The sequence below is a fragment of the Streptomyces turgidiscabies Car8 genome (genome assembly GCF_000331005.1).
In the GTDB taxonomy this organism is placed as follows: domain Bacteria; phylum Actinomycetota; class Actinomycetes; order Streptomycetales; family Streptomycetaceae; genus Streptomyces; species Streptomyces turgidiscabies.
Window position 1 is genome coordinate 1 of record NZ_AEJB01000453.1, and the last position, 14,347, is coordinate 14,347.

At 71.2% G+C, this 14,347-nt stretch carries 12 protein-coding genes and 1 pseudogene; 6 read left to right on the forward strand and 7 right to left on the reverse strand.

Translation table 11 applies throughout. The features are described 5' to 3' along the window. The 5 genes and pseudogenes from STRTUCAR8_RS32840 to STRTUCAR8_RS32860 all read right to left on the reverse strand — a co-directional run. Window positions 1-376 (reverse strand): annotated as a pseudogene (locus STRTUCAR8_RS32840) (hypothetical protein); the annotation flags it as partial. A 109-nt stretch (window positions 377-485) separates the two neighbouring features. Then, the gene (locus tag STRTUCAR8_RS32845) at window positions 486-1,757 is read right to left on the reverse strand and encodes an MFS transporter (RefSeq protein ID WP_006380532.1); all 1,272 of its coding nucleotides are present in this window, start codon (window positions 1,755-1,757) and stop codon (window positions 486-488) included. A 51-nt stretch (window positions 1,758-1,808) separates the two neighbouring features. Further along, the gene (locus STRTUCAR8_RS32850) at window positions 1,809-3,248 is read right to left on the reverse strand and encodes a CitMHS family transporter (RefSeq protein WP_006380529.1); all 1,440 of its coding nucleotides are present in this window, start codon (window positions 3,246-3,248) and stop codon (window positions 1,809-1,811) included. 122 nt (window positions 3,249-3,370) lie between these two features. After that, complete coding sequence (locus STRTUCAR8_RS32855) at window positions 3,371-5,626, reverse strand: molybdopterin oxidoreductase family protein (protein ID WP_006380527.1); 2,256 nt, start codon at window positions 5,624-5,626, stop codon at window positions 3,371-3,373. A 134-nt stretch (window positions 5,627-5,760) separates the two neighbouring features. Next, complete coding sequence (locus STRTUCAR8_RS32860; RefSeq protein ID WP_044473314.1) at window positions 5,761-6,378, reverse strand: TetR/AcrR family transcriptional regulator; 618 nt, start codon at window positions 6,376-6,378, stop codon at window positions 5,761-5,763. Between the two features lie 152 nt (window positions 6,379-6,530). Between STRTUCAR8_RS32860 and hmgA the strand changes: the two genes are divergently transcribed. The 3 genes from hmgA to STRTUCAR8_RS32875 are packed head-to-tail and all read left to right on the forward strand — an operon-like array spanning window position 6,531 to window position 9,827. Further along, complete coding sequence (gene hmgA, locus STRTUCAR8_RS32865; RefSeq protein WP_044473315.1) at window positions 6,531-7,856, forward strand: homogentisate 1,2-dioxygenase; 1,326 nt, start codon at window positions 6,531-6,533, stop codon at window positions 7,854-7,856. Between the two features lie 27 nt (window positions 7,857-7,883). Continuing rightward, window positions 7,884-8,633, forward strand: a complete 750-nt coding sequence (locus STRTUCAR8_RS32870) for a GntR family transcriptional regulator (protein ID WP_006380526.1) — start codon at window positions 7,884-7,886, stop codon at window positions 8,631-8,633. 27 nt (window positions 8,634-8,660) lie between these two features. Continuing rightward, on the forward strand, window positions 8,661-9,827 hold the full coding sequence (locus STRTUCAR8_RS32875; RefSeq protein WP_158697482.1) for a type ISP restriction/modification enzyme: 1,167 nt from the start codon (window positions 8,661-8,663) through the stop codon (window positions 9,825-9,827). 94 nt (window positions 9,828-9,921) lie between these two features. On the opposite strand, the gene STRTUCAR8_RS32880 is transcribed toward STRTUCAR8_RS32875, so the two are convergent. After that, window positions 9,922-10,635 carry a TetR/AcrR family transcriptional regulator gene (locus STRTUCAR8_RS32880; protein ID WP_006380533.1) on the reverse strand — a complete coding sequence of 238 codons (714 nt, stop codon included), beginning with the start codon at window positions 10,633-10,635 and terminating at the stop codon, window positions 9,922-9,924. Window positions 10,636-10,699: 64 nt separating this feature from the next. Here STRTUCAR8_RS32880 and STRTUCAR8_RS32885 point away from each other — a divergent pair, with 64 nt between their 5' ends. The 3 genes from STRTUCAR8_RS32885 (at window position 10,700) to STRTUCAR8_RS32895 (ending at window position 13,897) form a co-directional block, all read left to right on the forward strand. Then, window positions 10,700-11,644: a daunorubicin resistance protein DrrA family ABC transporter ATP-binding protein gene (locus tag STRTUCAR8_RS32885; protein WP_006380522.1), complete on the forward strand. Its 945-nt coding sequence runs from the start codon at window positions 10,700-10,702 to the stop codon at window positions 11,642-11,644. Between the two features lie 2 nt (window positions 11,645-11,646). Further along, on the forward strand, window positions 11,647-12,462 hold the full coding sequence (locus STRTUCAR8_RS32890; protein ID WP_199791723.1) for an ABC transporter permease: 816 nt from the start codon (window positions 11,647-11,649) through the stop codon (window positions 12,460-12,462). Window positions 12,463-12,706: 244 nt separating this feature from the next. Further along, window positions 12,707-13,897: a CaiB/BaiF CoA transferase family protein gene (locus tag STRTUCAR8_RS32895; protein ID WP_006380528.1), complete on the forward strand. Its 1,191-nt coding sequence runs from the start codon at window positions 12,707-12,709 to the stop codon at window positions 13,895-13,897. 80 nt (window positions 13,898-13,977) lie between these two features. Here the strand turns inward: STRTUCAR8_RS32895 and STRTUCAR8_RS32900 are convergent, their stop codons facing one another. Beyond that, window positions 13,978-14,247: a hypothetical protein gene (locus tag STRTUCAR8_RS32900; protein WP_044473313.1), complete on the reverse strand. Its 270-nt coding sequence runs from the start codon at window positions 14,245-14,247 to the stop codon at window positions 13,978-13,980. Window positions 14,248-14,347 lie beyond the last annotated feature (100 nt).

A 14,347-nucleotide genomic window follows, 5' to 3' on the forward strand; every position in this document is an offset into this window, starting at 1 on the left:
CGATCTTCCACGTCAGCTGGTACTGACCGTCCGGCAGCGCGAGGGGCATGGTGTGCCCGGTGCCGTCGTTCTCCAGCTGGATGGTGTCGGCGAGCGTGGCGCCGTTCGCCACCAGGGGCTGGGTCTCGATGGACCACTCGATGTCCTGGTTGTCGGGGAGGTCGTCGAAGTTGAACGCGGCGAGGTAGAAGTCGCAGACCTTCGGCTCGTTGCGCTGGTCGGTGAAGGGCGTACCCACCTTGTGGATCTTGACGTCTCCGTTGTCGCCGGGAGCGGCGGCGGCGGGGGCCACGACGAGGGTGGTGCCCGCGAGGGTGAGGGCCGCGAGCGCGGCGATGCGGACGCCGGTCCGGCGTGGACGGAGTGAGGTGGTCATGCGCGGTTCCTCCGAGTCAGATGATTTTCATACAAATCACGCTTCGTCTGACTCTCTTTCACATCCGCGCCCCCAGGGGTGGGAGCAGCGCCCTGCACCCCGGCAGATATCACCCGTCCGGTCCCTGCCGTCCCGACGGCGCCCCTGATCTGCGATGCCGGTCCGGGGCGGCAGGCTCCGCACCCGCACCCGTACCCGCCCCCGGCCCCGGCCCCGGCTCTGCGCCCGGCCGCATCGCGGTCCCCGCCGACAGCAACAGCAGTACGCCGAGCATCACGAACGGCGCCGCCACGCCCGTGACCCCGGCGACCAGACCGGCCGTGGCGGGCGCGGCGACCTGGCCGAGCCGGTTGCCGGTCAGACGCAGCGCGAGGGCGGTGGAACGGGCGCCGGCCGGGGCCGCCTGCACGACCGTCGTCATCGACAGCGGCTGTCCGACGCCCAGACAGAAACCGAGGGCCGCGAGCATGAGCGCCAACCCCCGCACGGGCACCGGCAGCGCGATCCCCGCGCACAGCACCGCCGCGAGCAGACAGGTCACGGTGAGCAGCACCCGGCGGCCGAGCAGCCGCAGCAGCGGGGTCAGCACCAGACGGCACGCGATGGTGGCCGCCGCGCGGAGTCCGAGGAGTACGCCGATCACCGCCGGCGCGATGCCCCGGTGCTCGCCGACCACCGGCAGGTAGGCGGTGAGGATGTCGGTCGCGGACAGCACGGCGAGGCTGACGAAGATGCCCGCGGGCACACCCCGGGTGCGCAGGATGCGGTGCACGGGGACACGATCACCCTGCTCCGTACGGGACTTGACGGCCGTACGGTCCTCGACTCGCCACAACGACGTGAACGACAGCGCGGCGACCCCGGCCGCGACCAGCAGGGCGCGGGCGCTGGTGGCCGCCATGTCGTGGCCGCCGATCAGCGCGCCCGCCGCCATCGGGCCGATGAACTGGCCCAGCGAGACGCCGATGGTGAAGTGCCCGAAGTTGCGGTCCTGTTCGTGCGGGGCGGACCGGCGGGCGACGATCGACTGGCCGCCGATGACGAAGCAGAGGTGCCCGAGGCCCATCACTCCGCTCCACGCGGCCATCACACCAAGGGAGTTGGCTGTCGCCCCGAGAGCGCAGCCGCCCGAGACCAGAAGGGCTCCGACGGTCAGCAGGGGTGCGCAGCGGCCGTGGTCGGTTCGGCGGCCGAGCGGTACGGCGGCGAAGAGCGGGAGCAGGGCGTACGCGGCGGCGATCACGCCGATCGCCCGCTCGTCCGCGCCCAGCGCGAGGGCCCGGTAGGAGACGGCGGGCCGGGCCATCGACACCGCCCCCTGCGTGAAGCTGAAGGCGATGACGAGGCGGAGCAGCCAGCCGCGGTTCCCACCGGGCCTCATGGTGTTGTCCTTCCGGACGGATGCGCGAATCAGTTGCGGTACGGATGCCGATCAGATGATGCCGAACAGGATTCCCGCTCCGAGGATGGCGAGCGAGGTGAGCACGGCCCACTTGACCACGAACTTGGTGTGGTCGCCGAACTCGACCTTCGCCATGCCGACGAGGACGTACACGGCCGGGACGAGCGGGCTGGACATGTGCAGGGGCTGGGCGATGAGGGAGGCGCGGGCGATCTCCAGCGGGGAGACGCCGTGGGCGGCGCCGGCCTCGGCGAGCACCGGCAGGACGCCGAAGTAGAAGCCGTCGTTGGACATGAAGTAGGTGAGCGGGATGCTCAGCAGGCCGGTCACGAAGGCCATGTGCGGGCCCATGCCGTCGGGGATGTTGTCGACGAGCCAGCGGGCCATGTGGTCGACCATGCCGGTGCCGGTGAGGACGCCGGTGAAGACGGCGGCGGCGAAGACCATGCCCGAGACGTTGAGGACGTTCTCGGCATGGGCGCCGAGCCGGGCCTTCTGGTCGGGCATGTGGGGGAAGTTGACCGTCAGGGCGAGCGCGGCGCCGAGCAGGAACAGCACCGGGATCGGCAGCCACTCCATGATCATGGAGGTGAGCAGGGTGACCGTGAGGAGCGCGTTGAACCAGTAGAGCTTGGGGCGCAGGGTGGTGCGGTTCGGATCGAGGACCTTCAGCATCCGGTCGTCGTCATCGTCGGCGCCACTGGCGACGGCACCCTCCGTACCCGAACCGCCGGTCGGTGCGGCCGAGTTGCCCGCACCGGAACCTCCGGCCGCCTTCACGCCCGAACCGGCGCCGACGAGGACGGTCTCCGACTCCGTCTCCGGCTCCTCCACCAGGACCGCGTCCAGGGTGAGCACGCCGAGCCGCTTGCGCTCGCGGCGGCCGAGGACGTACGAGAGGGCGATGACGAAGGCCAGGCCGACGGCGAGTGCCGGGATCATCGGGACGAAGATGTCGCTGGCGTCCAGCTTCAGGGCCGTCGCGGCACGTGCTGTCGGGCCGCCCCAGGGCAGGGTGTTCATCACACCGTTGGCCATGGCGGCGACGCCGGTCATCACGACGAGGCTCATCTTGAGGCGCTTGTACAGGGGGTACATCGCCGAGACCGTGATCATGAAGGTGGTCGAGCCGTCGCCGTCGAGGGAGACGATCGCCGCGAGGATCGCCGTGCCGACGACTATGCGCAGCGGGTCGGCCTTGGCGAACTTCAGGATGCCCCGGACGATCGGGTCGAAGAGGCCGACGTCGATCATCACACCGAAGTAGACGATCGCGAACATGAGCATCGCCGCGGTGGGGGCGAGGCTGGTGACGCCGTCGATGACGTAGTCACCGAGCTTGGCGCCCTTCCCGACGAAGACGCAGAAAAGTGCCGGGATCAGTACGAGCGCCGCGATCGGCGACATCTTCTTCATCATGATCAGGACCAGGAAGGTCGCGATCATCGTGAAGCCCAGGATGGTCAACATGAGTGGGTTACCTAACGTTCGCCCTTGAACTCCCACCGGAGTCGGCAGTGCGTTGACGTTAGGTCGGCCCCACAAGTCTTAACAAGACGTTGACACGCGAGCAATAAGCGCAAAACTCCAGGTCACAGCGTTGTGCCTGCTGGCGCGAGATCGATGGGTACACCATTCAGTACGGCGTTGCCCGACAGCGGGTCGAGAAGGCGGCCGTCGAGGAGCTGGTTGACGTTGACACCGGGGTCGGTGGCGGCGTGCGAGAGACGGGTACCGGGCCGGTCGTGTCCCCACCCGTGGGGCAGGCTCACGACGCCCCGCCGTACGACCTCGGTGATCTCGGCGGGAGCCACCACCTCTCCCCCGGCGCCCTTGATCCGCACAGGGGCGCCGTCGAGCACGCCGAGGCGGGCGGCGTCCTCGGGGTGGATGTGCAGGGTGCAGCGGTTGGTGCCGCCGGTGAGGGCGGGCACGTTGTGCATCCAGCTGTTGTTGGAGCGAAGATGCCGACGCCCGATGAGCACGATCGGGGCGGGGCGCTCACGCATGGCCTCGCGCAGGCGCGGCAGGTCGTCGGCGATGGGCGGCGGCAGCAGTTCGACCTTCCCGCTGCGGGTCTTCAGCGGCTGCGGGAGACGCGGCTGGAGCGGCCCGAGGTCGATGCCGTGCGGGTGGTCGAGCACTTTCGCCAGGCTCAGCCCGTCCGGTCGTGCGCCGAAGCCGTCGCCGTACGGGCCCAGGCGCAGCATCAGGTCGAGGCGCCGCTCGGGGCCGGTGTCGCCGCCCAGCTCCTTGGCGAGCTGCTGCGGATCGCGGCCGTGGACCGGGGAGTGGGGTTCCTTGACGGCCTTGCCGAGGGTCTGGTCGATGACCATGGCGTCGACGGCGGCGGGGTCGGCGCCGTGCATGCCGGTCGCGGCCAGGACGAGCCGCGCGAGGATCTCGGTCTCGGCCATCCGGCCAGGTTCCAGGGGGACGGCCGCGCGGTTGTAGCGGACCTGGTTGCGGACGGCCAGGGTGTTGAAGGCGAAGTCGTGGTGGGGGCTCTGCGAGGGCGGCGGCGGGGGCAGTACGACGTGCGCGTGGCGCGAGGTCTCGTTCAGGTAGGGGTCCACGCTGACCATGAAGTCGAGCGAGTCCAGCGCCTTGTCGAGCCGGTCGCCGTCGGGCGCGGAGAGGACGGGGTTGGCGGCGACGACGATGAGGGCCCGGATCGGCTCGCCCTCCGCGGTCGGGGTGTCGATCTCCTCGGTGAGCGCGGAGAGCGGCAACTCGCCCTTCGCCTCCGGGTGTTGACTGACCCGCGAGTGCCAGCGGCCCAGCGTGAACCCGTGGCTGGGTCCGGCCGGCCGGGGTGTCCTGTCGGTCGCCGCCTGCGGGAAGAGGGCGCCGCCGGGCCGGTCGAGGTTGCCGGTGAGGATGTCGAGGACGTCGACCAGCCAGCTGGCGAGGGTGCCGTACGGGACGGTGCAGGTGCCGAGGCGGCCGTATACGGCGGCGGTGGGCGCGGCGGCGAGTTCGCGGGCGAGGGCGCGGATGGTGTCGGCGTCCACGTCACAGGCCTCGGCGACGGCCTCGGGGGTGAAGTCCCGTACGGCCGCCTCGACTTCGTCGACCCCTTGGACGTGCGGCGCCAACTCGCCCAGGTCGACGAGGTGTTCGTCGAAGAGGACCTGGGTCATCGCGGCGAGCAGCAGGGCGTCGGCGCCGGGGCGGATCGCGATGTGCCGGTCGGCGAGCTTTGCGGTGCGGGTGCGGCGCGGGTCGATGACGGTGAGCGTGCCGCCGCGTGCCCTAAGTGCCTTGAGCTTGCCGGGGAAGTCGGGCGCGGTGCACAGACTGCCGTTGGACTCGAGGGGGTTGGCGCCGATGAGCAGCAGATGGTCGGTGTGGTCGAGGTCGGGTACGGGGATCGCGTTGGCGTCGCCGTACAGCAGGCCGCTGGAGACGTGCTTGGGCATCTGGTCGACCGTCGAGGCGCTGAAGACGCTGCGGGTGCCGAGGCCGGCGAGCAGGACCGGCGGGTAGAGAGCCCCGGCCATGGTGTGCACGTTCGGGTTCCCGAAGACGGCTCCGACGGAGTTCGCCCCGTACCGCTCGACCACGCCCCGGATGCCGGCCGCGACGGCGTCGAAGGCCTCCGCCCAACTGGCCTCGCGCAGCTCGCCGTCCCGTCGCACGAGGGGGGTGCGCAGCCGGTCGGGGTCGCTGTCGAGGGCCCCGAAGGAGGCGCCCTTGGGGCAGATGAAGCCTTGGCTGAACACGTCGTCGCGGTCGCCACGGGCACTGGTGACCCGGCCGCTCTCGATGGTGAGCGTCAGTCCGCAGGTGGCCTCGCACAGGGGACAGACGCGCAGGGCTGTACGGGAGTCGGTGGGGCTGGACACGGGTCCTCCCGGTGGGGTGGCGGCAACAGTGACGCACGGTCGGAGCCGAGCATACCGACCGGTACGGATGGAGGGGAGGGGTTGCGCGCACTCACCTCGGCCCCGCCCACCGGGCAGAACAGGGGTCTCAGTCCTCAGTCCAGGACTCGCGCCAGATACGCCCGGAGCAGCTCCCGCATCTCCGCGATGATCCGCTCGTCGCCCTCGGGCGTGACCCGGAAGGCCAGGTGGACCAGGGTGTCGGCGGTCTCCGTGGCGACCAGGAAGGTGCGGCGCAGATCGTCGTCCGGTTCGCGGCCGAGGACGCCGGAGAGGAGGGTGGCGAGGGTGTCGGCGACGCGGTGGTTGGGTTCGGCGTCGCGCTTGCCGACCGGGATCTGGTTGCCGAAGTCGACGAGCGAGAACCCCGGCGCGGTCCGTTTCATGGTCAGGTACTCGTCGAGCACGGCGTCCATGGCCTGGCGCCACCCGCCGCCGCTCTCCTGCCGGAGGCGCTCGGTGACGCGCGCGATGAAGACCTCCAGGTTCCGCTGGGCCAGCGCGTCCGCCATGGCGCGCTTGTTGCCGAAGAAGCGGTACACGGAACCTATGGGGACGCCGGCGCGTATCGCCACCGTCCGGGTGCTCAGGGCGTCGTAGCCGACCTCGTCGAGGAGGTCGGCGCAGGCGTCGAGGATTCTGGTCAGCCGTTCGGCACTGCGCCGCTGTACGGGCGCACGACGTAGCGAGGTCGCTGGGGGCACGGGCCTCATCATGCCGTTCCCCGGCGATCCGGTGAACCTTGGCCCTCGTTTTCTCCTCTTGCGCCGGTACGCGTCCAATCCTACGGTGAAGCATAGGAATGGACGCGCGAGGGAGCGAGGACGCACGTATGAGCGGGGACGCAGGGGTCACGGCTGACGACGTGAGCGGGGACGCGCGGAAGGCCCTCGCCGGGCCGGCCGGGCTCTCGACGCTCTCCGGTTTCGGCAATGAGCACAGCTCGGAGGCCGTCCCGGGCGCCCTCCCCGTGGGCCGCAACTCGCCGCAGCGCGCCCCCCTCGGCCTCTACGCCGAGCAGCTCAGCGGTACGGCGTTCACCGAGCCCCGCGCCCACAACCGCCGTTCGTGGCTGTACCGCATCCGCCCCTCGGCCGCGCATCCCCCGTTCACGCCCACCGGCAATGGCTCGATCCGTACGGCTCCCTTCACGGAATCCGTGGCCGATCCGAACCGGCTGCGCTGGAACCCGCTGCCCGATCCTCCGGCCGGCACGGACTTCCTGGCGGGCCTGTGGACCCTCGGCGGCAACGGCGACGCCGCTCAGCGCAGCGGTATGGCCGTGCACCTCTACCACGCCAACTCCGCGATGGAGCGGGTGTTCAGCGACGCCGACGGGGAGCTGCTGATCGTCCCCGAGGCCGGCGGGCTGCTGCTGCGCACCGAGTTCGGGCTGCTGCACGTCGAGCCCGGCCATGTCGCGCTCGTCCCACGCGGGGTGCGCTTCCGGGTCGAGCTGCTGGACTCCTCCGCGCGCGGTTACGTGTGCGAGAACTACGGCGCCCCCTTCCGGCTCCCCGACCTCGGCCCGATCGGCGCCAACGGGCTGGCGAACGCACGGGACTTCCGGGCGCCGGTCGCCGCGTACGAGGACGTCGAGGGTCCGGTGGAGGTCGTCAACAAGTTCTGCGGCAACCTCTGGGCGGCCGTGTACGACCACTCCCCCCTCGACGTCGTCGCCTGGCACGGCAACCATGTCCCGTACGTGTACGACCTGCGCCGCTTCAACGTCCTCGGCACCATCTCGTACGACCACCCGGACCCGTCGATCTTCACGGTGCTGACGTCTCCGTCGGACACCCCCGGCCTCGCGGGCATCGACTTCGTCGTCTTCGCGCCGCGCTGGCTGGTGGGCGAGGACACCTTCCGGCCGCCGTACTTCCACCGGAACGTGATGACCGAGTACATGGGGCTGATCGAGGGCGCGTACGACGCGAAGGCGGAGGGCTTCCTGCCCGGCGGCGGCTCGCTGCACAACATGATGTCCGCGCACGGGCCCGACCGGGAGACCTTCGACCGGGCCGGCGCCGCCGAGCTGCGTCCGCAGAAGGTCGACGACGGGCTGGCGTTCATGTTCGAGACGCGGTGGCCGATGACCCTGACGGCACAGGCTGCGCGGGCTGAGCATCTGCAGGCCGGGTACGACGACGTGTGGTCGGGCCTCCAGCGGCACTTCCGCCCGTTGCACTGAGCGATCCCGACCGGTACGGATACCTCCGTGACCTCCTTCGCCCCGGACTCGATCGTCCTGAACCGCAAACTGCCGCTCTGGTACCAGGTTTCGCAGTCCCTGCGCGCCTCGATCCTCGGCCGTTCCTCGCGGGACCCGCTACGGCTGCCCACCGAGGAGCAGTTGGCGGGGCACTACGGCGTGAGTGTGCTGACCATGCGGCAGGCGCTGAAGGAGCTGGAGGACGAGGGGCTGATCAGCCGCCACCGCAGGCGCGGCACGTTCATCGAGCCGGACGCCCGACGCGGGGCCCCCGTACGGCTGCTGGGCTCGGTCGACGCGATCGTGGCGCAGCAGTCCGGCATGACGACCGAACTCCTCGACCACGGCAGCGCGCCCGTGCCCGCCGAACTCGCCGAGTACTTCCCGGATCTCGTGGAGGTGGCCACGTACCACCGGCTGCGCGGCGAGGAGGCGACGGGTGAACCGACCAACCACGCCCGCAACTACGTCCGTCCGGAACTCGCCGATCGCATCGACCCGCGCGATCTGGCGCGCTGGCCGATGACCAAGGTGCTGCGGGATGTGGTCGGCGCGGACATCAGCCGCATCACGGACACCGTCCAGGCCCGCCTCGCGGACCCGGAGACGGCGCGGCTGCTCCGGGTTCCGCTGCTCAGCCCGATCCTGCACTACACGGGCGTCGCGTACGACGGGAAGGGCAGGGTCCTGGACGTGGCCGTCATCCACTACCGGGGCGACCGCTTCTCCTTCACGGTGTCTCTGGACGCGACCTAGATGAGAGGAAGGAGGCCGCGTCGTACGATGCCCAGCGTGACGCCCGACGACGACGCTCCGCTGCTCGCGGACCTCATGCCGTGGTCCGTCGCACCGCCACGGCTGGGCCGGGGGTGGCCGGCGGCCCCCGACGCCGCCTCCCTGAAAGCACGCTGGGACGCCCTGCTGAAGGCCGAGGGACCGGACCGCGAGGCCCTGTTCGAGCCGACGCGCTCACGCACCCCGCACTCGGCGGTCGGCCAGCTGCCCGGCCGGTACGGCGGCACGGAGAAACTCGTCCGCGCCACCGGTCCCTGCGCGGAGCCGGTACGGGTGCTGCGGGCGCCCTTCGACGAGCAGTGGCTGATCCCGGACCACCGGCTGATCGACGCGGCGCGTCCTGAGCTGTGGCGGGTCGCGGACGAACGGCAGGTGTTCGTGGTCGAGGTGCCGGACTCCGAGGGCCCGCTGCTGCTCGCCTCGCCTCTGGTGCCCCTGGTGCGCCCGGCCCGCGTCCGCCCGCTCTACCGGCGCCCCGGCGGCACCGAACCCAACCTCGCCCCGGGTCTGCTGGACCATCTCACCGACCGCCTCGGCCACCGCCCCGACCCGCTGGACGTCCTCGCCTGGGCCCTGGCAACCGTCCGCCCGGGGCCTGTCGTCCCGCTCACCGCCGACCGCGAACTCTGGTCCTGGGGTGTGGAGTTGGGCCACCGGATGCTGCGGCTGACGCTCCGGGACGGAGACCGGCCCAAACTCCCCGGCGGCCGACGCCCGTACGTACGGTCACCGCTGCCCGCCCGCCCGGTCACGGTGCACTACGACCGCGAAGAGGAGACCCTCCACTTCGACGACACCGGCCGAATCTCCCCAGTACCACCCGAGGCCTGGGACTTCGAGGCGAGCGGGGTGCCGGTGCTGGAGGGGTGGTTGGCGGTGCGGGCCGGGGGTACGGCCGAGCTCGGGACGCTGGAGACGATCCGGCCGGCGACTTGGCCGCAGCACTGGACCTCGGAACTCCTGGAACTGATCACGGTACTGGCACTGCTCGCAGAACTACGCCCACAGCGGGCGGAGTTGAAGCTGACGGCTCCGGTCACAGCGACCGAACTACGAACGGCGGGCGTACTCCCGGTACCTGACAGGGCGCGCAGACCGGCGTCGGTTCTCGACCACCACGAAGAGGGCCCAGAAGGCCAGTTCACCCTCCTGTGACCGACCTGCTTCTTTCAGCGCGCGGGGCACTGTTCGAGGGGCGCGGGGAACTGCGCGGGCAACCGCGACAGACCCGCACCCGGCACCAGACACCTCACCCCCGCGGCGCGAACCCGTCCAGCACCCGCGACAGCATCCGCTCGAAGACCGCCTCCAGGTCGATCGGCCCCGCGTCCTCCGTGAACGCCGCCGCCAGCCGCGGATACGCCCCGCTCGCCACCCGGCCGCCGAGATACCCGATCCGCACGGCGTTCTCCTGCTCCTCCGACCAGGGCAGCGACCGCGCCCGCTCGGCCGTTGCCAGCTCGTTGCCGACGTACGTCGTCACCAGGCCGTTGAGCATCGCGATCAGCTCGAACTTCGTGCCGTAGGTTCCGTCGAACGAGTCGAGGCAGCTCAGACAGTGTTCGAGATAGCGCAAAGCGTTGGGGCTGAAGCCGTAGACCGGGGACATCAGCCGCGGCAGCCAGGGGTGGCGGTACATGAGGGCGCGCGTCTGGTGGGCCACCCGGAGCATGTCGGCGCGCCAGTCGCCCGAGGGCTCCCACAACTCGTGCTCACCGCTGATGGCGTCAACCATCAGCTCGTACAGGTCCTCCTTGCGGGGGACGTAGTTGTAGAGCGACATCGTGCCGCAGCCCAGTTCGGCCGCGACGTGCCGCATCGAGGCCGCGTCGAGCCCCTCCGCGTCCGCGATCCGCACCGCCGCTGCCGCGATGTCGGCGCGGCTGTAGGCGGCCTTGGGACCGCGGCCCGCACGTTCGGGACGCGACCAGATCACTTCGGGTACGGCGGGTCGGCCGGCCATTGATCATCACCTCGACCACCCATCGTAGTTACGTACGGCGTACGTAGTGCGCTATGGTCACTCCATGACTACTACGTACGCTGTACTTAGTGAGGGTCTGGAGAAAACCTTCGGGAAGATCCATGCCGTACGCGGGCTGGACCTGGCCGTCGCCGAGGGGTCCGTGTGCGGACTGCTGGGGTCGAACGGGGCGGGCAAGACCACGGCCGTACGGCTGCTCACCACGCTCCTGCGGCCCGACGCGGGCTCGGCGCGCGTCGCCGGGCACGACCTCGCCCGGGAGGGGACCGCCGTCCGGCGCCGGATCGGCGTCACCGGGCAGTACGCGTCGGTCGACGGGGACCTCACCGGCCGCGAGAACCTACGGCTGTTCGCCCGGCTGCACCGGGTGAGAGGGCCCGCGGCACGCGCCGACGAGCTGCTGAGTCGCTTCGGGCTCGCCGAGGCCGCCGACCGGCCCGCGTCCACCTACTCGGGCGGGATGCGCCGCCGCCTCGACCTCGCGGCGAGCCTGGTGAAACGGCCTGATGTGCTCTTCCTCGACGAACCCACGACGGGGCTCGACCCGGCGGCCCGCAACCAGATCTGGGCGGCCGTGCGCGCACTGAAGGACGAGGGCACGACGGTTGTGCTGACCACCCAGTACCTGGAGGAGGCCGACCAACTCGCCGACGAGATAGCCCTCGTGGAGCACGGCCGGGTCGCGCACACCGGGTCACCGGCCCAACTCAAGGCGCTCGTCGGCTCGTACGCCGAGGTCGTGGTCGCCGACTCCGGCGCGCTGCTCGGGGCGGCCGGCATCCTCGACCAACTCACCGGTTCCGAACCGGCGTTGGACCGCGACCGGCTCACCGTCGGCGCGGTCACCACCGATCCGACGATCACCCTTCCCCTGCTGGTGCGCGAACTCGACGCGGCGGGCGTCGCGTTGCTCGACGTGAGCCTGCGCCCGCCGACCCTCGACGACGTCTTCCTCCGCCTGACGAACCGTAAGGAGACAGCCGCGTGAGCATGTTGACTTCAGCGCCCTCAGGAACGTCGGGAATCTCCGCCCTGGCGTACGACGGCACGGCCATGCTGGGCCGGCATCTGCGCCGGTTGCGACACAACCCGGGGCTTCTGATCCTCACCCAGTCCATGCCGGTCACGATGCTGCTGTTCTTCGGGTACGTCTTCGGCAGCGCCCTCGCGATGCCCGGCGAGGACTACCGCGCGTTCCTCGTACCGGGGCTGCTGGTGGCGACCGCCGCCAACGGCATCATGACCGGGATGTTCCAGGCCGCCCAGGACACCCACCGGGGCGTGACCGACCGGTTGCGTACGCTGCCGATCAGCCGGGCCGCCGTACCGCTGGGGCAGGCCCTCGCGGACCTCGTGGTCACCGCCGCAGGAATCGTGCCGTTTCTGCTGGTCGGGCTCGCGGTGGGGTGGCGGATCGAGGGTTCGGCGCTGGGGGCGGCGGGTGCGGTGGGGCTGTTGCTGCTCTTCCGGTTCGCCACGACGTGGATCGGGATCCATCTCGGGCTGCTCTCCCGGAGCGAGGAGGCGGCCGGTCAGCTGGGCGGGGCGACCTTCCTGCTGCCGCTGCTGTCGAACGCGTACATCCCGACGGACGGTCTGCCGGGATGGCTGCGGACGCTTGCCGAGTGGAACCCGATCAGCGCGGTCGCGACGGCGATGCGGAGCCTGTTCGGCAACGCGCCCGTCCCGGTGGACGGCGCCTGGCCGGTCGTCCATCCTGTCGCCGGGTCGCTGGTGTGGTGCGGGGTACTGATCGCGGTGTTCGCGCCGCTGGCGGTACGGCGGTACGCGGAACCCGGCACCTGACAGTCCAGGCGGCTGCGGCCCAGGCCGTGTTTCCCACCCGCCCACCCGTTCACCGCGTCTGTCCAGCCCAGGCAGCACCCTTGGCCGGGGCAGCATCCGTACCACTGGGCCCGCACCGTTTCGGCGCCGGCCCGCATCTCCAGCCCGTCCGGCGATTGAGGACAAGGCCCGTTCAGGGCGGGAGCCGGGGGTCTGGGGGCGCAGCCCCAGGGCGGCGGGGGCGAAAAACCGACATGATCCCCGCATGGAACCCCTCCCCCTCACCGGCCTCACCGTCGTCACCCTGGAACAAGCCGTCGCCGCCCCCTTCGCCACCCGCCAACTCGCCGACCTCGGCGCCCGGGTCATCAAGGTCGAGCGCGTCGACGGCGGCGACTTCGCGCGCGACTACGACACCGCCGCACACGGTCTCGCCTCGCACTTCGTCTGGTGCAACCGGGGCAAGGAATCCCTCGCCCTCGACGTCAAGGACCCTCGCGGGCTCGCCGTCCTGCGGCGGCTGATCGCTGACGCCGACGTGTTCGTGCAGAACCTCGCCCAGGGCGCCGCCGCCCGGCTCGGCCTCGACGCGGCCGGTCTCTGCGCCACGCACCCCCGGCTGGTCGCCGTGGACATCTCGGGATACGGCCCGTCGGGACCGTACGCGGGCAAGCGGGCGTACGACATGCTCGTGCAGTGCGAGGCCGGGCTGGTGTCGGTGACCGGGACCCCGGAGCAGCCGGTGAAGGCCGGGATCCCGGCGGCGGACATCGCGGCCGGGATGTACGCGTTCTCCGGGGTGCTGGCGGCCCTCGTACGGCGGGGCGTGACCGGGCGGGGCGGGCCGGTGGAGGTGTCGATGCTGGACGCGCTCGCCGAGTGGATGGGGCACCCCCTCCACCACGCGATGCACGACGGCACTCCCCCGGCGCGCACCGGCCTCGCGCACGCCGTCATCGCCCCGTACGACGCCTACCCGACGGCGGACGGCGGGCAGGTGCTGCTGTCGGTGCAGAACGACCGCGAGTGGCGGCGACTGGCCGAACAGGTGCTGGAGCGTCCCGAGTTGGGGTCCGATCCGGCGTACGCGACGAACGCGGCGCGGGTCGGGAACCGGGCGCGGACCGATGCCCATGTGGCCGCGGCTCTCGGCGCCCTGGGCGTCGACGAGGCCCTGGCGCGGCTGGAGGGCGCCGGGATCGCGTGCGCGCGGCTGAGGGACGTACAGGAGGTGGCGGAGCATCCGCAGTTCGCGGCGCGGGACCGGTGGCGGGAAGTGGGGTCACCGGTAGGGCCGTTGCGTGCGCTGCTGCCCCCGATCACGCTGCCGGGCGGGGTCGAGGCGCGGATGGGTGATGTGCCCGCGCTCGGGGAACACACCGAAGCACTGCTGCGTGCCGTGGGGATGACGGACGAGGAGATCGCAGCACTGCGCCGGGACGGTGTGACCGCCTGAGCACGGGCCTGGTGCGGCCGGACGGTTTACGGAGACGGCGTGAACCGTGGTCGGCGTGGAGCGCCGATACGGTCGCCCGCTCAGCGCCCGCCGAACAGGGTTCGGCTCAGGCGGCGCAGCGGAGCGAAGAGCGAGAGCCTGCTGACTCGCTTGCCGAGGTCGCTGCGCTGCTTCACGGTGTCCCGCGAGGTCAGTTCGAGCATCAGCGAGGTCGCCTCCGCCGTCTCGCGCTGAGGGACCGCGGGTCCCGACAGCACCGAGAGATGGCGGTCGAGACGCGCCTTGGTCGCGCTGCTCCCGCACGTGATCGCAGGGACGCGTGCCCTGCTGTGCATCGTTATCTGTTCCATGTCACTCCCCACCCGTACGAGTCCACCCGGCCCGGGCAGGTTAACCCTATCGCTCCCTCGGGGCACTCGTGTATCTCGGTCACAGGATTCACCTTCCCCA